Here is a 25,104-nt window from a genome sequence, read left to right on the forward strand (position 1 = left end):
TTTTCAACCACTCCCCCCACGATTAGCTAGAATAAATGCCTCTGCTACCTTTGAGACTTGTTCGTTGTTAATTTTCGATACCTGGTACTGCCAACCTGGTAGTGGCATTTGCCCTGGTGAAAGTCGTTCAACTTTCCCAATCTTTGGTATATTGCCTAAAAACTTACTACCCCAACGTGAACTTTGCTGTTGTTTCTTTGGTGGTCGATAGCGTTTACAAAAACCGCGATACTTTGTCGCACATTCATCTAAAGTTTGACCTAATTCAACGGTGAAGTCTGACAACATACGGTGTTTACGGGAATTGATAAACAATTCTGAAGATGAATGAAGACTAGCCAATTTTCCTGATATAGCACCAAAAATCGCATATTGTGCATTAAATAATTAATATCCAGTTTAAAGAATATAATGCCCATTCCCAATTTAGGAATGCTCAATCAGGTTCTGGCATTTCTGAAAATTCATCTAGCGCTTTGCTTGCTCCCTTTTCTTCTGGAGATTAAGTTGAGAGAGTTTGGTATAGGCTCATTCCTTGCCGAAACAAAGCGATCGCCATTTCTAACTGATATCTCTGCGTTACCACCTCACTATCTCTCTCACGTCTACAGTTGTAGAGGGTGTAGACGATTTCCGAATCTGTGGCTCAGAAGATCCTGGCGATAAAGTCTTCTGACTAAAACTGATGTCTGATATCAACCTTGATATCAAGACTCTACTAGATGCTTTGAGCGTGGAGCTTTTGATTTGGAGTGTGCGAGGGGCGGTTACGCCATAGCCTGGAGCAATTCTGTATTTGGCACGCAACATGAAAAGTAGTATCAATAACTATGCCAATTGACATCTTTGACCACAAAGCTGATGCTTTAGAGTCAAAATAATTACAAAACTCACTTAGAAGCCAAGAAGTCTTAATTCCAGGCATTCCAGAATCTGAAAAATCTCTTTTTGTGTTTGGGATGGAAGGAGAAGAGTGTATTTTGCGTTGGTGATATGTGTAATGGTATAAGACGTTAATGAAAAGGTGCATTGTCATTAACGGTAAAAATGAATAAGTTAAGTACATATACTGAAAGTTCTATTACTTCTGTGGCCAGTCAGCTCCTTGCGTCAAATGATTTTTTGGCGGAGTTGCAGCAGAAGGCTAAGACGACGCAACGGGGGTATGCTGGCAATATACGGATATTTTTTGAGTATTTTTTGCAAAGGGAGCCGAATCAGAAGGATGTTGAGGAGTTCTGGGGGTTGGATGACCAGACGGCTAACGGGTTAATCCTCAAGTTTAAGAATCATTTGGTGGCAGAGGGTAGGAAGGCGGCAACTATTAACCGTTACTTGGCCGCCCTCAAGTATTTAATTAAGGTGGGACGGAACCTCAAGCACTGCCGATATCACTTTGATAGCGATCGCATTGAGTCAATGATTGTGACTAAGTACAGGGATACGCGGGGTGTTGTAGTTGATGAGTACAACAAAGTTTTTGATGTAATTGATACCACTTGCACCAAGGGAAAGCGGGATTATGCTTTATTTCTGCTGCTTTGGGCAAATGTTTTGCGGCGGGGGGAGGTGGCGAAGTTAATGGTGGGAGATTTTGATTACCACGATTTGACTTTAACTGTTTATGGCAAGGGTAAGGGCAATGATTCTACTAGGATTGACTTAAACCCAGAAGTTGCAGAGGCGGTTAGCGACTGGCTGGGCTGTCGTACAAATATTAAACCCAGCGATCCTTTGTTTATTGCGCTGGACTTCCACAATTATGGACACCAACTCACCGGGGACGGCATCTACGCCATTGTGAGAAAAACCTGTGAACGTGCTGGCATAACTAAGCGGATGACACCCCATAAAATCAGGCATTCGGGGATTACCGATGCGCTGGATTTGGCTTCAGGAGACTACCGGAAAGTGCAGCATTTGAGCCGTCATGCTGACCCCAGGACTATTTTGGTTTACGAGGACAATAAAAATCAGTATCAGTTGGAGTTAACTAATAAATTAGCAGCCCGTGTGGGGAAAAGACGGCAATCCCAATAACAATTTTCGGCTCAAATAGGGAATTATGCCCTCATTAAAATAGCTGCTAATGAAACTCGTAAGCTTGTGGCTTTAATGCCATCCATTGCAATCAGGTTAAGTTGGTCGGTATCTTGCACTAATTGCACTATAAAAGTTTCATCATCTAAATTAGTTTTACTGCCTTCTGTGTACTCGCGCAGCAGCTTCTGGACTGGTTTTAGTTCCTTCCATGTACTGAGTTTTTTGATAGTGTTCTTGACTGTAATCGGTTCTAATCCTCCTGGTAAGTTATCAAATTGCTTCAGCCGTTTTTTGATGACATTAATACGTTCTGAGGTGATATTGAGATTTTCTAATGTCTCTTCCTGTTGTAGTTCAGCAGCCCAATAGCTTTTGACCTTAACTAATTGGTTGTAAAGATTATTAGCAGATGAAAGTAGATGCTTGGCAGAGAACACGCTACTTGCTTCTGGAGTATTGGCAGATGTAGCAATCGCCATACCATAACCATCTTTTTCTCCAGTTTTGTCATTCCAGAAGATAGTTTGTGCTTTTGAAGGTATTGCTTCGCCATTTGGCCCGAAATATTCTACTGTTAGCGCTATCAATCCAGTGGCTTCGTCCTTGCCACCTGTAAAGCGACCTAAAGTAATGGGATTAGCTTGATAATCTTCACCTAATTCTTTGAGCAGTTTACTCAGTTCTTCACTATATAAAATCTCATTGTGAGTATATAGATTACTGTTCGTTTCCTGTTTGTTATAGGCTGATTCTTGTAAATTGCCCTGCTCCATCTTTCTGGCTTTAACTAAGCTTTGCAGGAAATCGATATACCCTGGTAGGACTTCATCATCAAATAAGGTATCGCCATATATGGAAGCGCCCAGACGCTCAACATTAGAAATCGTGGGGATATCTCCATCTTTTGATGCTAAATCTCCTACCAGTTTTTTATTAAGGTTAGCAAGACGTGAAGCTTGTCTCAATAATTGGTTTTCACTATTAGCGTAATAGATATAAATATTTTTGGCTTGATGCTGCTTGGGTCGGTCAATTCGACCTATGCGCTGCTCCAAAATCATGGGATTCCAAGGCAGATCAATATTAATTAAATAGTCTGCATCTTGGAGATTTTGACCAACTGAAAGAGTTTCTGAACCAATAATAACTGCTAGTTCTTCATCTGCTTTTGGTCGTTCTGCTGGGTTTTTGCAGTTAGCAGCAGGAGCAAATAAGCGAAATATTTGTTGACGTTTAAGATTAGTTTGATGGTTAGTTCTTTTCAGGGCATTGTTGGGATTAACCACAATTGGGTTATTGGCTGAATTGTTGGGATAATACCGTTTGGTAGAGCCAATAGCCATGCCAATACCTTTGGCTGCAATTGTTGTATCTTTAGCCATGTAACGGTAATAGTCAACTACTGTGTCACTAAAGGTAGAAATCAGCAGCACCTTATGACCAAGGCTGACTAATTCTTTGACTTTATTGCTGACTTGTTCCCGTTTATGGTCAATAACAAATTCACCAGCTAACAGGTTTTGAATTTGTTCTAATTGTTTGATATCTGACTCACAATCTGAGAGGAGTCTATGATAAATAAGTTGTGCTTTGGTGGAATCGGGGCGTAACGATTCAGTGACAATATCAATAGAACGTCGCAATTGTTGGCGTTTTTGTTCTTGTTCAGGGCTATTTTCTTCGTCTTCCTCCTCGTCTTCTTCTTCATAATCTTCATCCGAGTCTTCGCGGTCAGAAAAATCAAATAAATCCTCTTGTTTCTGCTTTTTTTCTGATTGAAACCCGTAGTGGATGAGTAGAAATTCTTTTAAACCGTCAGCATTGGGAGCAACATTTTCTAAGCGTTGCTGAAGAAGCCGAATCTTATCCCCAAAGCTTTTAATAGTGCGGTTAAGGGCATACATACTCGATTCTGCCCGTTGCAGGAAGAAGCGTCGCTGGTTACTCAACAAACTACGCTGTTCTGGATTACCTGTAAGGTAGCGAATCGGGTCAGCAAAGGGGATATAGAGACTGGTTTCAAATTGGGTGAAAATTTGGTCTAATGCTTGTTCTGTGGTGGGTTCAAACTCCACTGGCAACCATTCTGCTACTCGTTTGGCGTAGAGATTCAGGTCAGGGGTAGCATCGCGCAGCATCTGCCGAGTGCGCTGGAGAAACAGTTCTCGGTAGGTGCGGCGAAATAGTTCAGTGTTATCGGTAAACGTTTCTACACCAATCTCGCGGTTTTGGAACCAGTTGAGAAGTTCTGGTGGAAAACCATGTTCACTAAAACCTTCAGGGCGGCTCAGGAAAGGTGAGAGGATGTTATAGATATCTTCCCGACGGTTGTTCCACGGGGTAGCGGTTAATAGTAAAAAGTATCGCTGCTTTCCTGATTTGCGATCTTGTTCTTGAACTTGCAAGCAGGTTTTGTGGATGCGGTTTTTGTAGTTGCGGATGCCTTCGTGTGCCTCATCAATAATAATTAAGTCCGCACCACCATAGCGAATCAGATTTTCAGTAAACCCACTACCTTTACGGCTCATGAGGTTTTTATTGAAGAGTTCGTAGTCTCGCTTGTCATAATCAAAACCCAACTCTGCCATTTCTCGGTTCCAGTTATCATGCAATTTTTTGGCGGCAATAATGGCGATTTTGGTGCCAGGGTTTGAGGCGCGGTAAAGACGGGCAACAGTCGCGGCTAATCGAGTCTTACCCAAGCCCACCGCATCGGCACAGACAGAAATACCAAAGTCTTGCATTACCCGCAGGCAGTGTTGCGCCCCAGATTTTTGATGTTCAAACAAGATATCTTGGTTAACTAGTTGGTCTAGCAAGTCACTGCCTTCGACTCGGAACTGGCGGGGGCGTTGCTGTGCCAGCCAATATAGGAAATCATTAGGCGTGCCGTGGTTGCCTGCCAGGATTATTTCTACAGCTTGCTTGAAGCCAGCGATTTCGCTGTAGTCAGGAATTTCTAAAGATTGGCTGACAGATGCAGGTGTTTGGGGAGATGTGTCGTAAGTACCAGTGCTGGTTTTGACTCGAAAATCATTTAATTTAGTTGGTGGGTGGTCGGGGTGTACTTCAACTTGACCAACAATGCGTTCTGGTTCTTTGCTGTCGATGGTGACTTGCACCAATTCGTCATCAGCAACTTGAATATCTTCTATTTTGTCGAGATTTTTACCCGTTATTTCAACAGTGGTAGTTTCCCCTGGTGAAAATTCGTCAGGGGTAATAGTCTCAATCACTGGTTGTTGAAGTTTGGTACGTCGTTCCCGTTCTGCGAGTACCTGCTGTAAAAATTCTTGGCTGAGGTCAAAGGTGATATCTTCCCGTTGCCACTCGGTATCAAATTGTTGGATGCTGTTGGCAATTTCTTCTGCATCTAATTGCGAATCCCAGGAGTAGAGAAATGTGACACTTTCGGCATTTTTGGTATAAGCGGCATGGGTAAAGTTATCAGAACCTTCATGCAGGATATGATTTTCTAGAACATCGGTGAGGATGCCAGTTTTTTTGTGATAGATGCCTCGCCCTGAGTTCATCTTCACCAGTTTGATTTGCAAAAACCCCAAGCGGACTAACTCTGCCATAATTCCAGTACCAGAGAAGGCGCTATCTTCCAAACCCTGAAGGAATTCAGTTAAGGTGCGGCGGGTAAACTCAGCGCGGTAATTCGGGTCTTGTAGTTTCTCTAGTTCTTCAATATCAGTGCTTTTGGTAAAACCCTGCCAGTCCATTAACAGGCGAATTTGACCTTCTGTGAGGACAATTTGTTGGAGTGGTTCTTCATATAGCTTTAGTACCCCACTATCAAAATAGGCAGTGGAACGACGATAGATTTGGGTACGTTCTAAGATGCTAGAAATAAAAGGATGATATTTATCAAATTCATCAGGTAAGTTTAATTTCCGACGGCGACCTTTAAGTTCTAAAAAACTCCCAACTAGCAGTAATTTTTCTTTATAAAACTTTTCTTTTTTGAGGAATTTTTCAATAAGATTCAGCTTGCTAGTTCTAAGTAGAGTAGGGCTGGGTAAATTTCCATCTTTGAGGAGAGTATATTCAAAAACCTTGGCACTTTTCGGGTCAATTCGCAGCAGTCTATAAGCAACGTGTTTGTCACCAAGTCCCAGAAAAGTGATAACTTTGTGCAGGCGATTTTCAGCGTCTCGATGCTTGAATATCAGCCAATATTGATTGTCAACGCCTTTGATGAAGTTGCCTTCTAGTAGGTAGTAGGGGCGTTGTTTGCGGATGATATCTTGAATGGCAGCTTCCAGCATAGGTGGGGGTAAGGAATAGGGTTTACAGCCAAGATTCAACGGACAATGCTCTTACCTGTATAATTCGCTGAAAATCGCTGTTAGTAAATACATTACTCAAAAGGATTTAAGTCATAATCAAATTTAGCATCTTGCCCTGAGAAATCGCGGCTATAAAAACCAAGTATGTCTCTGCGGACTAATATTTTTAACTTGCTTAATTTAAACCCAACTTTCCAAAGTAAATTCTCGTACTTGACGCATTCTTTGAAAATCACTATCTGATGTAACGATAATTAAGGAATGGCGTAAAGCTGTAGCAGCAATCCACAGGTCATTTTCACCAATGCCAATTTCTTGTAGTTGAGTTGTTTTGCGTTTACTCTTTTCTTTGGGTGCAAATTTTTTAATAATTTCTGACTTGAAATCTCCGTAAATTTCTGCCGTTTCATCATCAATTGGATAAATATCAATTCGGTTGAGAAAGGCGCGAATTTTGATGAGATTTGCAGTTTTTTGTTGGGAGTTTTGTGCCATGAATCTGAGTTCACCTGCGACAATAGCACTGGTGGCGAGTGTCACCTTACCTAGTTCCCGAAAGTGATTGACAACTTTTGGTTCACCTTCTATCAAAAAAGTACAATGATTTGTGTCAAGCAAATACATTCTTAAAATTCCAGTGGCATACGAGTATCATGAACAAGCTGAAGACATTCTCTGATATCATCACCTGACCAAGTTCCGGCAAATTCTAGTAAATCTTCAGCTGTAGAACCACGTAAGTTATTTGTATTTGACTGTTTTGCTGTATGACTGGTTTTGATTTCTCGAATTAAATTAAGTGCTTCTGTTAGCAACTCTGGTGGTAAAGTTTCTATTTCTTGGATTAATAATTCTTTGCTAGTCATCTTTTACCTCTAATCATTCCCTCTTTATTGTATCGGGAAGCTTGGAATTGCTTGGTCAATTTTGTCCATCAGTTTGATTGTTTGTTGCAATGCTACTACAATTCGCTGGTAATGTTGGATGTCGTCATCGGTTAATTGTCTACCTTTGCGGTCTTTAAGCCATTTTTGGCAGACTTGATAACCACCAATTTGGAATTTCCAGACTTCTTCCGGGACACCAGTAAATTTGTCACCTTTTTTGTTGATGATGACAGCATCTTGGTTGTATTTGGGATGTCCTGCATCGACTAGATTGTTACCGTCCTTTCCAACAAATTTGGTGATGAAGTTGTCGAGTTGGAGTGATTTCATTAAGTGCAGTGATACTAATTCTTCACCATAATTTGCTAGTTGTTGGAAGAGTTCATTATTGCTGGTGAGGGGAACGCGGGGGAAGTCGATTTTGAGGGATTCGGCGTAACGGGTGCGGTAGGTAGGTGAGTGGAAGATGGCGTAGATGTAGTAGAAGATGGCTTCTGGTGTTGGGGTGTAGCCGAGTTTGGAGGTGATGTCTTTGAGGAATTCTGGGGAAAGGTTGGGACGGCGTTGTTCTTGTAGTAGTGATGATTGAAGATTATTAACTCCTGGATAAAGATATACAGGAAAAAGATAAGCAGATGCATTTGCAGTCTCTATAATATGCCGATCTACTAGAGAGTCTGAAACCCAGAAATGTTGTACAGAATTAAGCTTTACTTGTCTGTTAGCAATTATGCCAAGATTATTTGTTTGCACCATGTGACGCATTACTTCACCGCGTGGTGTACAGTGAAATCCCCTTGAATTACCTGTGTAATAGGTATAACGGCTATCAAAGGGACGATACAGGATTTGAGAAATTTTGTCTTCAGACAAACCTGAAGATTTTATATCTTGTTGAGCCAACAAAACTTGCCAATCTCTAGTATCTTTTCCTAAATCATACTTAGTACGCGCATCTTCAGGAGGAAGTTTATAAAAATCAGTCACAACACGCCAGACTTCTTCTTTGCTCCAACGAATAGTTAAAGAATCTCTCGCTGTAACAATACTTACGCTATTAACGGGAAATATATCTGTTAACTTCCAAGTTCCCTCATACTCTGTGAATAATTCAGTAGATTGTGGGACAAAAAGATAAAAAGGAGATTGAGGTTTAATTGCTTTCCATTGAGTATAATTAATATCACTATTAGCAAGATGTTTATACTTTATTTCACGGCTACCATACAAATGACAATGAGATATGTATTTTTCAGTATTTTTAATACCAAATAGAATACTCACACCTTGCTGAATATCAAATACATTCACATCAGGTGAACCATCAGATTGTTTCTCTCCTTTTTTACTATTGCCATGCAAATCAAAAAAATACAGCGCGTCAAAACATTGAAATAACTGCTGGCGCATTCCTCTAAATGTAGGGTTATCCAAAAATCCATGATTATTGATAAATGCTAAAATTCCTTGCCCTGTTTTTTCTATTTTCCATTGAGCAAAGCGAATAAATTTTACATAATCATCTTGCAATCCTCTTGGATTACGTTCTCCCAAAGGCTTACCATCAACTTGATAATAATCATGAACTAAAGAGGTTATCCATTCACCCGTATTTTCTGACTCATACGAGTATGGTGGATTTCCAATTACCAACATGACAGGCTGATCACGTTTAATAGCTACAGCCCTGTCTGATTCTTCTGAAATATACTCACCTAGCAAAACTTCTGATTTACGCTCTGGTACATCTAAAGTATTAGTTAATATGATTTCTAGCCGTTTACCACTATCAAATTTATAACCAGTTTCTTCTAAAAATAAACTTATTTTTAAGTGAGCGATCGCATAGGGAGCCATTAATAGCTCAAAACCATAAATTCGAGTTAGTAGATGATTCTCTACATACTGTGACCAGGATATATCACCAACTTTAAATTTAAATAATTCTCGGTATTCAATATCATGAAAACGTTCATGAATTAAGCGAAATATATAAAGTAAAAAACTAGCAGTTCCACAAGCAGGTTCAAGAATTTCTACTTCTGGGTCAGCCAACCCCAACGGCTTATTAAACTTCTCCTTCACCAAAATATCTACAGACCGCACCATATAAGAAACCACAGGCTCTGGTGTATAATAAACACCCCGCCGTTCCCGCATCTGTGGCTTGTAAGCTGCCAAAAAATCTTCATAGAAGCGAATAACAATATCTTCCCGGTTCATCTTCAGTTGAAAATCCGAGAGAATTGCATCCATCTTGGCTGCCCGGAGTATACCAAAAATATCTGCGATCGCACCAATTAACTCATCTCCTAGTTCCTTTGGTGTCTGCTGAGAAATATCCTCAAATAACTTGCGGAGAAATGGGTTAGTTTCCGGTAACTGCTGCCAAGCAGATTCTCTATCAAAATGAGTTTCTTTTTCTCTACCTTCTCTCTTATCCCTTACATAGCCAAATACCCTGGCAGTAAACAGCGCATAGGCAATAGTTTGGGCGTAAATATCCGCAAAACTATAGTCTTTCTCATTATCTGAAGTCAGTTGCAGTGTGGGCAATAACTCCTTTTGAAAACTCTTCAGCAACTTGTGCAGATAACCATCAGTTGCCTCATTTTCCTCATTTTTATAAACTCTGGGGATAGCTTGCTCAATCCGGCGTGCTGCCTCAGCCAGCGCCCTTGCCAATTCGCCTGCTGTTTTTGCTGCTGGGTAAAATACCCAATCTACCTGGGGAATGGAACAGAATGATTTAGTAGCAATGGGCAATTTCCCTTGCTTGAGGCGATTTAAACGGGCTATCAGTTCTGCGTCGTTCCACTGGAAAGTTTCAATCTGTCGCTGACGCAGCCCCCCTTCAGTTGGCAGCACCAACGGCACTCGCCCAGTCCCTTCTGTAGTGGGTAGCAATAAATACATTACAGGCTGCTGTTCAAATTCTCTATTGGCGTAATGACCGTATATTTCATGTTGCTTTTCTTTTGATGTCAGAATTTGTTTAATTTCTTGGTCTGTTGCTTCATTTAATTCTGAGTAAAAGCCAATAGCAATTGGGCAAGTTTCTAAAGCATCATTTTCATCTTTACCAGGACGCAAATACCAAAAATCAGAACCTTGAGGGTCATGCTGCAATACTGGATATCCTAATAGTTCTTTTAATGCTTCAACACGATCATCCTCAGTTCCAACCATAAAGGCATAGGAATTATCCTGGTTGAAAGTCATAAACCACCAATCTCTTATTTATCTAATTTTTTGGGAGTTGATTAAGATGTTTATTGGTGGGATAGTTAGAGAGAACCTATGCAGAATGCTGTTGCAAGCGCTAATAATTAAACACTTGCAGCAAAATTGCCACAGCTAATCATGTCTGCACTAACAACAAGCTTGTGTATTGCAGACATTAGCTATAGAAAATATAGGAACTCAGCCCAAAAATCATCCTAAATAAACTATGGAGTCGAATATTTCGCCAGCAATTCTTGTCCGCGATCGCCCACCTCTAACAGCATTTTTTCTATCTGCTTCATAGCGATAGGTGAGGGCTGATTGCGCCCATTTTCCCACCGATTAACAGTGGGGAAAGTTACACCTAATACTGCTGCAAACTGTTCTTGAGTTAGACCCGTTTGTAGGCGCAGTTCGCGGATAAGCTTGCCGACTTCAGGCTGCTTAATAGCTAACGGCTTCTTGATATTCATTTAAATTAATACTCACTCCCAAGGGCGGTAAGTGATATATCAAGTTACATACTATCTATATAAATTTAACTTCGCCGAGGTGGAAACCACTGAAGTTTGAATTTAGATAGCTAGGTAAAATTAGTTAGGTTTATTATTAGTAAATTTCTATTTAAACAAATTTTCAAATAACAATTAGACGTTATTAATAAGTAAGCTTACCCTTGAATATCAATATATATAGCGTTAAAAATATTACATTATTTTTATTTCTACTACCGTGGAAACCAGGATTTATTAAAAGCGATAGTCTACTGGTACAAACGTCTGGTGGATTCCCATCTGATACCAGTGCCCAGAAGCCAATCCCAGTTCCTCATAAAAGGAAAAAGGACTGCTCAGTATTTTGAGCGATCGCCTCAGTAGCTAGGTTAAACAATACAGTCCCTCCCCACCGCACCTGATTCTTCTCGCTCTCCTCATTCAGCAACGACTCAATTTTATTTAGAATTTCGCCTTGGCGTAAATTCGTCAATTAGTAAATCTATATTTTCACCTTGCTGCCATTTCACCCAGACAGCCATTAGAAAATCTACCAATTCGCTTTTATCAATCTCTACGCCACGTCTTTTTAGTTTAAGTAATTCTTCCTCTACATCTAAATCTGTTGAGCGTTTCACATAGTAGGTGCGCCCAATCCAAGCATCATCAGACCGCTTACCTGTTGCAGGTCTGCCACGTTTACGGGGTTCTTCTTGAATTGGCGCTGTCTTTTGTGGTGTTGGAGTCTGTGTCACGTTACTCTCTGTGATTACTTCTAACGGTTGTTCTGGCTCAATTTGTGGTTCTTCCTCTTTGGTTTCAAATAACTTTTTAAAAGGGCTAGGCTTAGGGTTGTTCATGACAATATCTCCTTACCCACCTCTTGATACTCGCGCCATGCTATTTTGCTGCTGCGGTCTTTTACTTGATAAACTGGCAACCCCTCCAGTGCCGCTTTTTCATAAACAGCAAATCGTCTAATCCCATGTTGAAATAGTGGTATTCCCTCTGCCGACAATGCTTCCCGTGCCTGCTGTCCGGTTAAGCGGGGGGCTGGGGGAATGATTGTAAGCAACACACGATAGCGATCGCTGCCTAATGATTTGAGAGCGCCTACAGTCTGCAACAGTGCATCCATCGCTAAAGCATCAGGGGTAGTAGGCAGAATTAATAGATTACACCCATCTGCGAGTGCTTCTAAATCTTCGTGGCTTGGCCTAGCTGCTGTGTCAATGACCACATGATCAAAATTACGGCTGTGCATAGGAGCTTGTAGTAAATCCACAACTTTAAAGGGTAATGCTCCTCGCTTTGCCCATCCTGTAGCACTGTGGTTTGGGTCGCCATCAACTAGCAAAGTACTGCCATGCTGAGATAGAAAGCAAGCAATATGGATGGCGCTTGTTGTTTTGGCAACACCTCCCTTGAAACTGGCAAGGGTGATTATCACTCTGTGTACTCCAGTAAATGCTGCTAGTTTACTCTTAAAATGGCGAAAATTTGTATTTCTTTATTTATAAAATGCTAACTTGGCGATAATACAACATTTCACCAATTCAAAAATCTAAAATATTCCAAAGTATCAACCGTCAGCTTGGACAGAGTAAACCTGAACAGCGATAGTTTGACTCAACCCCTGGAGGATGGTCTACTGGTTAGTACAGTCCCCGTGAGTTTATTCGCAAACAGTTGTATTGGCAATAACATAAATTGTTAGCAATGCGTATTTTCGCCAATTCAAAATAAAAAGCAGCATATCTTACCACCAATATTTCACGACTGCACGGGCGATCGCCGGATTGCCGCAGATGGTAAAAATGCTCAGAAAAGGAGAAAAGGACTAAAGTAAGAAACTTCAGCATTTAATTTCTTACCGATAGTTTTCAAACCAAGTAGCAGCAGTGCTTTTGAGAGCCAATGCTGTTCGCCTTTCTTGCGAGGAGTAGGCTTTAGAGTCTATAGTCTAATGCTTTTTTGCGGAAAATGCCGTACATTTGTATGTATGACTCATTATGGTGTTGCAGTAAAATTCAGACAATTTTCATTTAAGCTTATGGGAGAGAAACAGATGGTAACTGCTCCGAGATTGCGAACAACAACTGTTGAGTACATTCAATCTCTGGATTTGACAAAAAAAACTCTCTTGCCTAGAAAATATCTCTTGTCTGGAAGTTATAAATCTATACAGGTTTTATCAAGACAAATCCGTGATATTGACATTCTTACTGCTTTTGAGAATTTAGAAAAAAATTACATAGAAAAAATAGTTCATAAACTGATTCAACTGGATGGTATTGAATCAGTAAAACCTATTTTTTCAATCCCTGGCAATTACCATGCTGTTACATTTCAAATCAAACTGCTGAACTCAATTAATCCCTATGAAGAATATTCTGAACCAGAGTTAAACCCTGAAAGAATAGAGCGAATTTTAGAAGAAGCTCGAAGCCTGGTTTCTCATGAATGCAGGATGTTGAGAAATACAACTAATGAAAGGTATTATTTTAGGACTGAATTAGTTTCTGCTTTTGACGACCAGAAAATTGCTGTTTTGTAGATTTTACTTGTGTTTAAATTACAAAAATGCCAAGGGCTTCTATCCATAAAAAACAATCTGAACTGAATGAAGAAGCCGCAAAAGCTACTGCCCAATCTGGATTATATGATTGGGCAGTTACTATGTGTTTTTATTCAGCACTCCATTATGTAGAAGCTTATGCTAAACATAATGGAGTCAATATAGGTCAAGAGTATATACAGTTTAAAACCCAACATGAACGCCGTTGGTTTTTTGTTCAAGATATTGACTATGATTTAGGTTTTAATGATTCTTTAATAAACAATTATGATAAACTTTATCAAGGCAGCATATTAGCAAGATATTTAAAAGAATATCAAACAATAACAGCCAGAGAATATTTTAAATCTATTTATATAGATTATCTGGATGCTTTGGAAACAATTAAAAATAAATTAGGAAGCTTTTAGAAAATTGAGAAAAGATTCTTAGCTGAGGAAGTTGCGGAGAACATTGGTGAAATTCTCAGCTTGATTCACTTATCAGGAATTGGTGAGTGATCTATTGAGGATGAACTCCGTGTTCTCCCTTCCTCTTGTTCTTGAGTTCTTCTATTCATTACCACCGCTAAGAGATCGGCAATATTCTTGGCATCCTGAAATAACCGCTCCTTTTCCTGATGTATAAAGTGTCGTCCTAACCCCTTACTCAGCATCACCTCAAATTCTCCTGTAACAAGAAAATTGCCGTCCATAATGACCTTGCTGATGCTCAAGTGTTTGTACCGTGAAAGTGTTTCGCAACATGCGTGGACAAGCGGTTTTATTTTCTCATCTACATCTTGGTACATGTCAGAGGCAATAACCTCATTCAAAACAAAGTCAATGCCATAACCGCATAATTCAAATTGGAACAAAAAAATAGATACATCATTTCCAGCTATATTTTTCAATTTCACCTTCTCTTTATGCCACCTGCCTCCGTGCTGGAGTTGGACTACCATTATGAGATAGTTTTATGACACTTGCAAGCTATGTTTGCAACCCTATTTAGAGGTTGAGTCAAGATAGCTGCGATTTCAAAAATAGAGGCTGAAAACGAAAATAGGGCGTTCTTGGGCTGTGTTCAACGTTCTTAGTCATACGTGGAATCGCTACCTTAAAGTATTGTCAATTCATTGATGTCTCCGGCACTCACGCTTACCACTACTGCCATAAAAATACCCCCAACAGGGGGGAATGATGTGGTATATGTTCTTTAAAGAACAGAAGAGAATAACTCTGTTTCAGTATAAGGCTTTCCGTATATATGCCCATATTACAATGAGCAAATCTTAATCCCCTGAATGATCATTAACTCTTCAAAATTGCTTTACGACAACTGAACAGTAAGCTTCCTACTTACTCGCTCAACTAGTACTTACTTCCATTGAAAGCTTTTTCAAATCCTCAATCCGACAGCACCCCCGCTTCCATAGCTGTCTTTGGTTTTTATCTACAGGATGGTAATAAGCCCAAATACTGCTATCTGGTGCTTCATATAAAGAGATAATAAAAACCGTTTGTGTACCAAAGTTACCTGTACTTACCTCAATCTTTTGTTTGACAGTAAAAGTCTGTCCTGAACTATTAGTTGCTGTTGATAACTTTTTATAGGCTGGTTTATTCCTTAATTGCGGTTGCTCTGTTTCTATCTCTGATTGCTCATGTTCAGCAGAGGTATTTTCAATCAAAGCAGTTGATGATGATGAATTAACTGGTGCGGCTTCGAGAGTTGTCGGTAAAGCTAACTGTTCATACTCTGCTTCTATTGTTTGAGGCACAGCGTCATAAATCAGGACAGGACTACTATTTGATTCTGAAACTGCAATGCTTTGACTCTGGTTATTATTTACTTCTAATTCCGGCTCAACTGGCTGATTTTCTGTTGGTACGCTAGTTGATGGTGATTCAGATTGTGCAGAGTTATTATCGTCTGTGGCAGTAGATTTTTGCTTGACGACACGCAAAATGGCAGGTTGATTTGGCGCAGCTTCTTGTTGAGATGATGAACTATTAGTCTTGGTGGATTTACGTTTAGGCATAATAAATTATTGCGGCAATGCACTCTGAAACGTTGATTAAATCAGTAATTAAGAAGGGAATAATTACAGTTTTCTGTCGGTTTAGCTTTCAGTTAACTCAGTAGTATATCCAGCCGTGCTGGTTGAGATATCTGAAGTAGATGATTGCTCACGCTCCTGTAATTTAATGCACTCCCCTGATTGAATTACTAAGCTAGTCCCGACACGTCGCACATTAAAATTCCAGAATTTATGAATCGAATTTGATGGTAAAAATCCGATTAGTCTTAGTTGGAAATCTTTGGGTGGTTCAAATTCTCTCTGAGGTTTTTGGTGAATTTTAACGAGTACTATCCCAAATTCATAGTCTTGATATATAACTAATCCTTGTACAGAAAAGTTATCAGCTACTAACTGCAATTCGCTTTTTACTGAGTCGGTATATTCTTTTTCCTTGCGAACATTTATCAAAGTCACCCGAAGTTTGGTCGGAGAATCTTTGAATGGTGTTCTGGGGTAAACAGTCCACAGGTAATCAACTGATAAATCAAGTTGAGATTGTTGAACTAATTTCGATGCTCTCTTAGCAAGGTTTGTCTCAAGCATTACACCGTCAGCAGTTATTAGTTGTCCTTGATAAATAAGCTCACTACTTGGTACATACTTCCCCCAGAGCCGACCAATTGCACGAGATTCTAGTGGCTCTGTCGGCCTTATCTGTTGATTATTAACTAATAACTGCTGTGTATCGTTCGTAATTGTCATGCGGACAAAATTAAAATCTGTAATTTTTTGAATTGCTTTTATGATTGTAAACTGCGGCTCTCACTAAGATATTCTTCTTTCAATCTATTCCAAAAGCCTTAAGTATCTTTAATGGGAACTTATACCCAAAGATGAACAAATGCCTTAGCATCCATGCTCTTCCTTTCATTGAACATGAATGCTTAAGACACATCTATTAACTTGCGCCAGCTTCAGCCACCCCTACATCTGGTTTAGGCTCTTTCGCTTTCTTTTCAAAGATTTGAACCCCAGCGTCAATAATTTCAAACCCGTTCTCTGTGCGTTGGCCAAGCTTCCCCGATACAGCCCCAGCCCAGTCTGCGAATTCTGAGGCGCTAGCCTCAGCCTTCCGCCAGCTTTTGGCATTAACTTGAGCAGTGAAGACTATACCGTTCTGGTCAGTGAACTCGATTGCAACTTTCTTATTCTCAAGAGGTGTAGCTGTTGGTAGTTCGCCACTAAATTTTATTGTCACTTCGCTTTTGGCTTCCATCGCTTACCCCTGGCTCATCATCAATTGAATTTTTTCGTTCCTGATTCTATCTTGGATTAGGTTGACCACAAGATGCGCGATCGCTTGGCTATCGTAGTTGATCACTTTCAAAGTAAACGTTGAGCATTCGGCTTGAACGAGAACCAAGACTCAACATTAAATCTACAAAAATTTACCCCGTTTTTGACCCCTTGTTAATAATTGTTCCTAAAAGGCTAAAACGCCTATACCGTAATGCCTTCAGCCTTTGTAAATAAATCTTGTGAAAGATTACAATTGTGCTTTGAATTTGCTGTTTTGTGCGTGACACCGAAAATCGCCCAAATTCCCGATTTTCACCAATTCTCACCAATTAAACTCAATATATCCCAATCCTACAGAACGCAAATTCAAATTCATCCCTGATTTTTTAACCTCTTCAACATCTTCCAGTCACCAAATTCTCATTAGCTCAATAATTCCCAATAATTCCCAAAAGTCACCTGATTTATCCCCATATTTGCCAACGAGTTTTAAACACGCTAATTAGCGCATAAGCTCTGTAATCCATCTTTTTTTGACGCACAGTACGCCATATTTGGCGGAAAGTTTTTGACAGCCAAAACCGAAAAAGAAAAAAATAGCCCTCAAAAAAGACTACCAACAAACTACATAAGCACGACAATAGCCGCCTCACAGTTAACAGCTACAACTGCGGCGGCTATTGTTCAAATATTCTTCGCTCAATCTCCGACAAAAATCGCATCCAATTCTTGAGACGAAGCCTGACCTTGAACTATTGAAGCGGGTCTGATTGAATCAGCCGCTTCCCCTGAAAGCTCAGGCGACTCTAAAGCATTACTCTTGTAGCTTGGGGCATTGACAGTTACAACTGGTGCAGTCAACGCTGGCTGTGACAGAACAAACTGCGGTTGTTCCACCGACAGTGCAAAACGCATATAACTACCGTGTTTATTCAACGAGTCTTGCGCTTCCCAGCAAGCAAAACGGATCTGCTCTGGCGTAAAATTACCGCTTGAATACCGCGCCACTGGCAAGAAAGCAGCCACCAAGATATCAGCCATCTTACGCTGTGCCTCATCCTTGGGCAACGAGTTCAAGTAATCAACCACCTCCGCTAAAACATCACCCTCATAAGGCTGAAGCCGCAAAGAAAGAGACTTGCGTTTCTTTTTGCTTTGGTTCATTGACTTGTCTCCATCCCCAACAAATAATCAAACATCCCAAAGCAGTCCACCAAACGCGCTGAGGTACTATACCTGTACGTTTGTTCTTCATCTAAATTAAAAGTTTCTTGCACCTGAGTTATAAAACCGCTACCCCAAACCATCGGTATCATTGGCAATTTGTCGTCTTTGGGGATGTATTGACCAGTTCTCTCGTAAACACTGCTATACGTATCTATTTTCTTGAGTTGCCATGCACAATTAAAATACTTCTCCAACTCAACTTCTACATGGTAAGCAGCGCCCCCACCGATGATTACTTCGTTCAACGGTCTGGGTAATATTTTGTCCATCCACCGATTGAGTTTATCCCAATATTGGGCTGTTGCTACTCTGATTGCATCAGCAATATGAGAAATTTCTTTTTGTCTTAAAGTGGGGTCTTTCGCACTTGCTAGGGCTTGTATTCGGTCAAAAGTTATCCAATCAGGGCGTGCCGAGCAATTACGGTCTTTGCTGTAGACCTTATTAATAATCGTGTAGCGTGCATCAAATAAAGAATTAGCTAAACGCTCTCGGTCTAAACCACTGGTCATATCCAGCACGATATCCAACATATTGGCAAAGCCCAACAGTGGACTATCCCCCAGCTTCAGTTGCCCCCGGTCGAAATAAAGTGCTGTCGTGTTCCTGTGACCGAACATCAACACCGCCAGTTGGGAAGTGCGTAACCAATCTACCCCCTGCTGTTTGATTCGCAGTGCCGCTAATCCCCCACCTTCAGGACGGCACAAGAAACGCTCTAAGTTCACCTTTAAATATTGTTTGCGTACCGTAAAATTAGCCAGCATCACCCGTAACTGTTCTTCAAAGCGACGGCGATCGCTGTACTCATTCCACGGCAGAAGTAACGCCAACTCCAAGTTAATTTGTTTTTTCGCCGTCACCTTAACTAAGCTGAGTTCAACAATTAAGCCAACAGCCCCCAGTACCTTCCACAAGGCATTCTCATATTTAAGTTCCTTAATCCGGTCAAGCGGATCAAAGTTAGCCGCGAACTCACCCAACACCACCACTCTGTTATTCCACTCAACCCACAGTTGTTGGTCTGGTGAGGGGCTACCAATCCAGCCCAAGCGTTCCATGAAAAAATTGAGTTTATCCTTAGTAATCTCTTCTATCGCTGGTGGCAGCAGAACATAATTTGGTTTAGTCTGGTCATCCACTTGATAAATTATCTTAGTTTGCGACCCACCAACGTCCACGCTGAGGTAAATGTCAGTCATGCAAATAGCTGGTTAAAACGATGATTTAATTTTGGTGCAGATTTAGAGCAGAATGGCACTACAGGAGTGCAGATATTGCACTAATTTAGCACAATCTGGCACTCGTGATTTACCTCGGTTCATGACCCTAAATGCCAATTTCGGCTGACCAAATTGTGCCAAGTTGCTCAATATTTGTGCTGAGTTGCTCTATATTTGTGCCAAGAGGTCGCTTTGCAGCAGGAGTGGGTGCTGTTGCCGCAGAATTTCGTCTCGGTGTACCATGTTGGTGGTGTACTCACTACACTTCCGCGCCCTGCGGGTGGGCTGCGCCCATCTTTCGCTTCGCTCAAGACGCAGAAGTTACGTTCGCCCCTGCGGGGAGTTTGCACACATGATGGCACAACTGTAAAATCCGAGAAAAAAGAATGGTGGCTTTAGCGATTCTGCGCGTTGAAAAACTCAAGTCTTTCGGCAACATTGGCGGTAGCGAGAAGCATACCGCACGTTTACAAGATACCCCAAATGCCGACACCACTAAAAAAAATATCCGGCTGATTGGCATGGAGGATGATTCACCGCTTGAAGTTTTGGTGAAAAACAAGATAGCCAACACAACTTTACACAAACCGCGCAAGGATGCCGTGCTGTGTAGCGATATTTTTCTTTCAGCATCCCCAGAATATTTTCGCCCCGATGATCCATCAAAGCCAGGCGAATGGGATAATCCCCGAATGCTGGACTTTGTTAAGGCTTCTCGCAGTTGGCTAGTCAACAACTATGGTGATAAATGCGTCAGGGCAGAATTGCATTTGGATGAAGCTACTCCTCACATTCATGCCTATGTTGTACCGATCAACGAGAAAACCAAGCAGTTAAGCCACAAAGAAATGTTTGGGGGTAATGGTCGTGCTGCCAGCATTAAGTTATCCAAGCTGCAAGATAGCTATGCTGCTGCACTTGCTCCTTTGGGCATTGAACGGGGGGTCAAGGGCAGTAAGGCAACCCACACCAAAGTCAAAGAATATTACCAAGCCGTTAACAGTGAACCACTCACTGCCGTCTGGTCGAATAAAAAACTTGAACCCGAACCTTTTGAATCAGCTACAAATTACGTTGCCCGGATTCAGAATGATGACCAATTCCACGCCATCAACCACCAACTCGCTGACCGGGCTTTCATGGCAGAGCGATTGGAGAGGGCAGAGCAACGGGCTAGAGCCAGCGAGAAGGAACGACAACGGCTAGAAGAAATTGTGCGCGAGCTGGAATTGAAAACCCAACAACTGCGCGACTTGGACTTAGAGGATGTCGCCTGGGAGTTGGGGCTAAATTACGAGCGTGAGCGGTGGCGGGGTCACGGACACATCATTAATATAGATGGGCCCAAATTCTACGACTTCGCCCCCGAACAGCAGAAGGGTGGCGGCGGTGCAATTGACTTGGTGATGCACGTCAACAATTGCAATCTACGGCAAGCGGTCGTCTGGTTGCATGAGCGATTTGGTGAAGCTGGGGCTATTGGGGCAGCGATCGCAAAAACTCGTGAAGTGGCTGCTGAGATTATACAGTTAGAACCGCGAACCCCGTTTCAGCTACCTGTTGAGGAAAAAAGCAAGTGGTCTTCTGTCTCCAACTACCTGACCCAGAAACGGGGAATACCTGAAAATTTTGTGGAACTTCTGCATAAAAGAGGGTTAGTTTACGCTGATGACCAACAAAACGCTGTGTTCGTCATGCGGAATCTTGGCGAAGAACCCCAGGGCAAAGGTGCGTTCCTGCGAGGGACACGGGGCGAAAACAATACTTTCAAAGGTTACGAGAAAGGGACTAAGCGGCGTGAGGGCTGGTTTCACTTCCGCTTAGGCGGACAGCCAACTGATCCTGTAGAGAAAGTGGTGCTTTTGAAATCGCCCATCGATGCCGTGTCTTTCGCCATGCTGGAATATCAGCTTAGAGGCGACGTGCCACCCAATAGAACTTTGTACATGGCGGTAGATAATCCCAAAAGCTTACCAGTAGAACAATTGCAGCATATTCCTAATTTACAAGTGGCTTTTGACTCGGACGATGAGGGTAATGCAGCTGCACGAGTTGTTAAGGAACTACTGCCACAGTCATTCAGGATCAAGTGCAAAGCTGACGATTGGAATCAGCAGCTACTCGATTATGGGCAGCAGTTAAGGCAACAGAATCAGCAACAGCAGGAGCAGGATGATGAATTGAGTCTTTAAATAGGTAGTGTGGAGGTAGCTACATCACCGATAATCTTTTTTGTATAAGTAAGTACTAAGTTTCGGTTTTAGCTAGTCCCTCAACTAATATCTGGGTAACGAAGACAGCGAGATGATGAGTGGATTGAGTGGCACAGAAGGGAATTTGACCATCCATCCACAGCTTTGCCCAACCATGTACTAACGCCCAAGCTGTCAAGGCTAATTGTTCAGAATCATCTGCCCGAATCACCCCTGCCTGCTGTCCCCGTGCAATCGCACCAACAAGAACCATGAAGACAAGTCTTGCAGCATATTCCAACTCAGGATTTTGTTGAGCAGAATATGAGCGATAAGCACCAAACATCAAATCATAGTGCGAAGGATGTTCAAGAGCGAATGTTATGTAGGCAACCCCACTATCCTGTATTTGCTGCACAGGATCAGCAGATGAGTTTTGAATTGCCTCTTCCAATTTGTGATGCAACATTTGAAATCCATCTTTTGCTACAGCGGCCAGCAGAGACTCTTTATCCGCAAAGTGCCGATAGGGAGCTGCATGAGAGACACCGACTCGACGCGCCACCTCTCGTAGAGAAACCCCTTCAACATTCTTCTCAGAAATAAGTTCTAAAGCAGCAGCAATGAGGGCTTGGCGCAAATCTCCATGATGATAAGGTTCTCGTTCTGACATCACTTGTGATCAGGCATATACAGGATGCCTAAATTTTAGCTCAAGTATGTTGACAGTGGAAACATAAGGCGGTAGATTAATGTTGTCAGCGTAAACATATAAACCGATGAAAGAACGAAATCTCCTCCGATGGATTCATCTCATCAGTTCTGTGGCAATTGGAACCTTTGTTTATTCCCCTTGGCGGAATCAAGCTGAGTTTCTCCTATCTATGCGGATATTGATTATTCCAGTCTTGACTCTGACTGGACTGTGGATGTGGAAAGGACATCAAATAAAACAACTTATGAGTTCATCTCAGCACAAAACGAAAGCTTAGTTGGAAGGAGCCATTCGTATGTACACCTATTTTGTTCGTCAGTTTGTCAAGAGAACCTTTGAGTATTTGAACCACGGTAATTATGAATCAGTTCTTCAAGGTGTTTCTCCTTCAATTACTCATACCTTTAGCGGCACTCATGCCCTGGGTGGGACTCGTCATAGTGTTGAGTCAATGCGGCAGTGGTTTAAGCGTCTTTATCTTTTGTCACCCAAATTAGAATTTGAGATTAAAAACATTGTTGTTAGCGGGTTTCCTTGGGACACAACAATTGCTGTGGAGTGGGTTGATACCGCCATGCCCGCAGATGGTGAGGAGTATGTCAATGAGGGAGTTCACATAATCAAGATGCAGTGGGGCAAAGCTGTATACATCCATGCTTACCTGGATACACAATTAGTTGAAGCTTTATTGAAGCGTTTATCAGCTTACGGCATAGCGGAAGCTTCTGCACCTCCAATCGAAGACTAACGGGATAGTCAATTTTACAGAAGCATCAAAAATACTAGCAGCACAGCCGGAATTACTGATGTTTGAAAGGTAGCCCTTTGGTCGCCGCAACACTACTCTATCACTGAGATTGCGATCGCCAATCTTGCCTCCTGCCATTAGATTACCAATCTCTTCCTTCTTGTAGATCGGGCGATTGCACCTGCTCTCTTTGATGCCCCTCTGCTGCCACATCCAACCGATAGCGTTGCTTTTTCAGAAATCATCCAAGCCTTGTTTGCTTGCCTTGAAGAGAGTGAACTGTACAGTCCCTTTTGTAGTATTAACGTATTTATTTAGTAGTTCTTTTTGTGACAAGTGATTTGAAATTCATTGAAATCATCAATTTTTTTCAAAAAAACTTTCCGCCAAATATGGCGTACTGTGCGTCAGAATTCAATATTATTCTCCCGTGAAAGCATAATGTCACTGTGATATCTAAAAATGCGGAATTTAGGTGATTGGACTTTGGTATGCCATAGCCCTGCCATTGGCGTGCCATAATTGAGCCAGTTTTAACCCTAATTCTCAATAGTGATAATTAGTTGAGAAAGAATGTTTCAAAATTCCATTGAGATGCCATTGGCGTGCCATAAATCAGCAATAATGGGAGCCAATTTTTGATAATACATAAATTTGCCAAAATTGAGCCATTGGGGTAAGTTTTTAGTTCGTATACGAAGTTTTTGACGGCGAACTCTCTACCGCGCACCTCAATACGATAGTGGTCAGCCTAAACGGTCGGCATTACAACTGGCACAAGCATTTACAAAAGTTAAGTTTGCTCCCCGCGTTGGGGTACTAATAAATATTGCTAGTCAACATCATTTGACAGTGTTCCATTCCAAGCTCTTTCTGTTATCTTTCCTAAAACTTTTGGGGCAACGGTTAACGGATCTATTGCTTCCATTGGGCAACCAACCTTGTAAACTCCTTCTTTTTCATAGAAACGGTCATAGTCAGTAAGCCAAAACACCCGACGAGCGAAACAAGCAGGCATTCCACTATTAGGAGCGTCACTTTCTAATTCGGAATAGCCAATAACCTGATACTTACCATATTTAAGCTTTCCCTTTCTTCTGCTAGCAAATTTTTCAAAATGTTCTCTAACATAAGGGATATTGCTAATGTCTTTTAGCCAAACAATATTTGACTCAAATTCAACATCTGATAAGGATCTAGCTTTTTCGCTCATAGAGAATATTCCTTAGTCAATTACAAATGCCTCGCATAAAATTGCATCTCGGTTCCCTTGCTCAGTTGCCACAGTCACAATTCCATTCTTGGAGTCGTAGTTAATCATTTCACCTACAAACTTGACTGATCCACCAAGCGATCGCACTTCTACTTGGCAACCAACAAACCCTGCGATGTCCCCGCCGTCTTTTTCAATCTGCAACAGTGAGTATGAGAACTCAGACTCAGCTTTTACCGAAACAGTATCGGATGCAATTGGCGCGGCGATCGCTGCCTGATCCTCAGTTGGCATACCCGCACCACTTTCTAGTTGATCCGCACCATTTCCGCAGGACTCACCGCAGCAGTTTTCCTTATCCTGCAAGGGTTCCGCATCACCCGCACCAGTTGAGGTGGCATATTCTTCTTTTTTCACTGGAGGAGAAAGCAATTCAATTTTCACCTCTTCCTCTTCAATGTTTTTTTCCTGTAAATCTGAAAAAGTGGTGCGGGTGGTGCGGAAGTCTTGATTTTGCGAGGTTTCTGGTGCGGCAAGTGGTGCGGAAGTGGTGCGGGTTTCCTCTAGAGTGGTGCGGGTAACTTCCAAAATGCCGATGCCTTTCAGTACTGGGATGTTTCTTTTAGCAATGTCACAGTACCTAGTTCCCTTGACAGCCTTGGGGAAAAGTTGAGCGATTCGAGCGATGACTTGGTTGATGCCCTTCACGTTTTTGTCACTGGGTCTAACCTGTTCGCTCCACGTTCTGCGGTTGTTATCGGAATCTATAGTTAATGTGCCAGTTTGAGTGTAGTAATGTTCCAGTCTTACCCATAACTCTTTTGCAGTCATTTCCTTATCAGGGACATAGCCTATGTTTGCGGCTTCTATGAAGTCAAATAGGTGATTATTTTCTTTCTGAAGGTTGTAGAAAGCATCAGTTGTACATTCGTAATCAATGCCTTCTGAAATCAGGTCGTT

The 25,104-nt window shown here is 41.6% G+C and carries 23 protein-coding genes and 1 pseudogene; 7 read left to right on the top strand and 17 right to left on the bottom strand.

From position 1 onward, the window contains the following. Positions 1–3: 3 nt before the first annotated feature. Complete coding sequence (locus CDG79_RS22030; protein WP_223278257.1) at positions 4–342, bottom strand: hypothetical protein; 339 nt, start codon at positions 340–342, stop codon at positions 4–6. A gap of 705 nt (positions 343–1,047) precedes the next feature. On the opposite strand from CDG79_RS22030, the gene CDG79_RS22035 reads away from it, so the two are divergent. Next, positions 1,048–2,040, top strand: coding sequence for a tyrosine-type recombinase/integrase (locus CDG79_RS22035; RefSeq protein WP_094344030.1), 993 nt, complete (start codon positions 1,048–1,050; stop codon positions 2,038–2,040). A 23-nt stretch (positions 2,041–2,063) separates the two neighbouring features. Here CDG79_RS22035 and CDG79_RS22040 read toward each other — a convergent pair whose 3' ends face one another. The 7 genes from CDG79_RS22040 to CDG79_RS22070 all read right to left on the bottom strand — a co-directional run bounded on the left by CDG79_RS22040 (position 2,064) and on the right by CDG79_RS22070 (position 12,394). Next, complete coding sequence (locus tag CDG79_RS22040) at positions 2,064–6,356, bottom strand: helicase-related protein (protein ID WP_223278258.1); 4,293 nt, start codon at positions 6,354–6,356, stop codon at positions 2,064–2,066. Positions 6,357–6,518: 162 nt separating this feature from the next. Then, a complete protein-coding gene (locus tag CDG79_RS22045) occupies positions 6,519–6,962 on the bottom strand; it encodes a type II toxin-antitoxin system VapC family toxin (protein ID WP_094344032.1) in 444 nt (147 codons plus the stop codon). A gap of 2 nt (positions 6,963–6,964) precedes the next feature. Next, positions 6,965–7,204, bottom strand: a complete 240-nt coding sequence (locus CDG79_RS22050) for a DUF2281 domain-containing protein (protein WP_094344033.1) — start codon at positions 7,202–7,204, stop codon at positions 6,965–6,967. Positions 7,205–7,228: 24 nt separating this feature from the next. Beyond that, positions 7,229–10,447: a type ISP restriction/modification enzyme gene (locus tag CDG79_RS22055; protein ID WP_094344034.1), complete on the bottom strand. Its 3,219-nt coding sequence runs from the start codon at positions 10,445–10,447 to the stop codon at positions 7,229–7,231. A gap of 227 nt (positions 10,448–10,674) precedes the next feature. After that, the gene (locus CDG79_RS22060) at positions 10,675–10,923 is read right to left on the bottom strand and encodes a helix-turn-helix domain-containing protein (protein WP_094344035.1); all 249 of its coding nucleotides are present in this window, start codon (positions 10,921–10,923) and stop codon (positions 10,675–10,677) included. 479 nt (positions 10,924–11,402) lie between these two features. Then, positions 11,403–11,804, bottom strand: coding sequence for a hypothetical protein (locus tag CDG79_RS22065; RefSeq protein ID WP_094344036.1), 402 nt, complete (start codon positions 11,802–11,804; stop codon positions 11,403–11,405). Next, positions 11,801–12,394 (bottom strand): ParA family protein, encoded by a 594-nt coding sequence (locus CDG79_RS22070; protein ID WP_094344037.1) that lies wholly within the window; start codon positions 12,392–12,394, stop codon positions 11,801–11,803. The genes CDG79_RS22065 and CDG79_RS22070 overlap by 4 nt, the downstream gene beginning before the upstream one ends. Positions 12,395–13,012: 618 nt before the next feature. Here CDG79_RS22070 and CDG79_RS22075 point away from each other — a divergent pair. Together CDG79_RS22075 and CDG79_RS22080 are read left to right on the top strand one after the other, a co-directional pair. Further along, positions 13,013–13,501, top strand: coding sequence for a hypothetical protein (locus tag CDG79_RS22075; protein WP_143855543.1), 489 nt, complete (start codon positions 13,013–13,015; stop codon positions 13,499–13,501). A 26-nt stretch (positions 13,502–13,527) separates the two neighbouring features. Next, on the top strand, positions 13,528–13,932 hold the full coding sequence (locus tag CDG79_RS22080; protein WP_094344039.1) for a hypothetical protein: 405 nt from the start codon (positions 13,528–13,530) through the stop codon (positions 13,930–13,932). A 65-nt stretch (positions 13,933–13,997) separates the two neighbouring features. Here CDG79_RS22080 and CDG79_RS22085 read toward each other — a convergent pair whose 3' ends face one another. The 6 genes from CDG79_RS22085 to CDG79_RS22110 form a co-directional block, all read right to left on the bottom strand. Next, complete coding sequence (locus CDG79_RS22085) at positions 13,998–14,414, bottom strand: hypothetical protein (protein WP_143855544.1); 417 nt, start codon at positions 14,412–14,414, stop codon at positions 13,998–14,000. A gap of 456 nt (positions 14,415–14,870) precedes the next feature. Continuing rightward, complete coding sequence (locus CDG79_RS22090; protein WP_094344041.1) at positions 14,871–15,545, bottom strand: hypothetical protein; 675 nt, start codon at positions 15,543–15,545, stop codon at positions 14,871–14,873. An 81-nt stretch (positions 15,546–15,626) separates the two neighbouring features. Continuing rightward, entirely contained in the window at positions 15,627–16,289 is a 663-nt protein-coding gene (locus tag CDG79_RS22095; protein WP_094344042.1) for a hypothetical protein, read from the bottom strand. A 196-nt stretch (positions 16,290–16,485) separates the two neighbouring features. Continuing rightward, on the bottom strand, positions 16,486–16,803 hold the full coding sequence (locus CDG79_RS22100; protein ID WP_094344043.1) for a hypothetical protein: 318 nt from the start codon (positions 16,801–16,803) through the stop codon (positions 16,486–16,488). Positions 16,804–17,525: 722 nt separating this feature from the next. Next, a complete protein-coding gene (locus tag CDG79_RS22105) occupies positions 17,526–17,990 on the bottom strand; it encodes a hypothetical protein (RefSeq protein WP_094344044.1) in 465 nt (154 codons plus the stop codon). Next, positions 17,987–19,255 (bottom strand): ParM/StbA family protein, encoded by a 1,269-nt coding sequence (locus tag CDG79_RS22110; protein WP_094344045.1) that lies wholly within the window; start codon positions 19,253–19,255, stop codon positions 17,987–17,989. The genes CDG79_RS22105 and CDG79_RS22110 overlap by 4 nt, the downstream gene beginning before the upstream one ends. A gap of 131 nt (positions 19,256–19,386) precedes the next feature. On the opposite strand from CDG79_RS22110, the gene CDG79_RS41255 reads away from it, so the two are divergent. Together CDG79_RS41255 and mobV are read left to right on the top strand one after the other, a co-directional pair. Then, positions 19,387–19,632 (top strand): hypothetical protein, encoded by a 246-nt coding sequence (locus CDG79_RS41255; RefSeq protein ID WP_143855545.1) that lies wholly within the window; start codon positions 19,387–19,389, stop codon positions 19,630–19,632. 30 nt (positions 19,633–19,662) lie between these two features. Beyond that, positions 19,663–21,468, top strand: coding sequence for a MobV family relaxase (gene mobV / locus CDG79_RS22115; RefSeq protein WP_094344046.1), 1,806 nt, complete (start codon positions 19,663–19,665; stop codon positions 21,466–21,468). Between the two features lie 55 nt (positions 21,469–21,523). Here the strand turns inward: mobV and CDG79_RS22120 are convergent, their stop codons facing one another. After that, the gene (locus tag CDG79_RS22120) at positions 21,524–22,141 is read right to left on the bottom strand and encodes a TetR/AcrR family transcriptional regulator (protein ID WP_094344047.1); all 618 of its coding nucleotides are present in this window, start codon (positions 22,139–22,141) and stop codon (positions 21,524–21,526) included. 106 nt (positions 22,142–22,247) lie between these two features. On the opposite strand from CDG79_RS22120, the gene CDG79_RS22125 reads away from it, so the two are divergent. Both CDG79_RS22125 and CDG79_RS22130 read left to right on the top strand, forming a co-directional pair. After that, complete coding sequence (locus tag CDG79_RS22125; protein WP_094344048.1) at positions 22,248–22,460, top strand: hypothetical protein; 213 nt, start codon at positions 22,248–22,250, stop codon at positions 22,458–22,460. A gap of 18 nt (positions 22,461–22,478) precedes the next feature. Beyond that, positions 22,479–22,931: a nuclear transport factor 2 family protein gene (locus CDG79_RS22130; protein WP_094344049.1), complete on the top strand. Its 453-nt coding sequence runs from the start codon at positions 22,479–22,481 to the stop codon at positions 22,929–22,931. 832 nt (positions 22,932–23,763) lie between these two features. On the opposite strand, the gene CDG79_RS22135 is transcribed toward CDG79_RS22130, so the two are convergent. Both CDG79_RS22135 and CDG79_RS22140 read right to left on the bottom strand, forming a co-directional pair. Next, positions 23,764–24,144, bottom strand: a complete 381-nt coding sequence (locus tag CDG79_RS22135) for a DUF6009 family protein (RefSeq protein ID WP_094344050.1) — start codon at positions 24,142–24,144, stop codon at positions 23,764–23,766. A 12-nt stretch (positions 24,145–24,156) separates the two neighbouring features. Beyond that, positions 24,157–25,104: pseudogene (locus tag CDG79_RS22140) on the bottom strand (DUF5906 domain-containing protein); the annotation flags it as partial.

The organism is Nostoc sp. 'Peltigera membranacea cyanobiont' 232 (assembly GCF_002245985.1).
In the GTDB taxonomy this organism is placed as follows: Bacteria; Cyanobacteriota; Cyanobacteriia; order Cyanobacteriales; family Nostocaceae; genus Nostoc.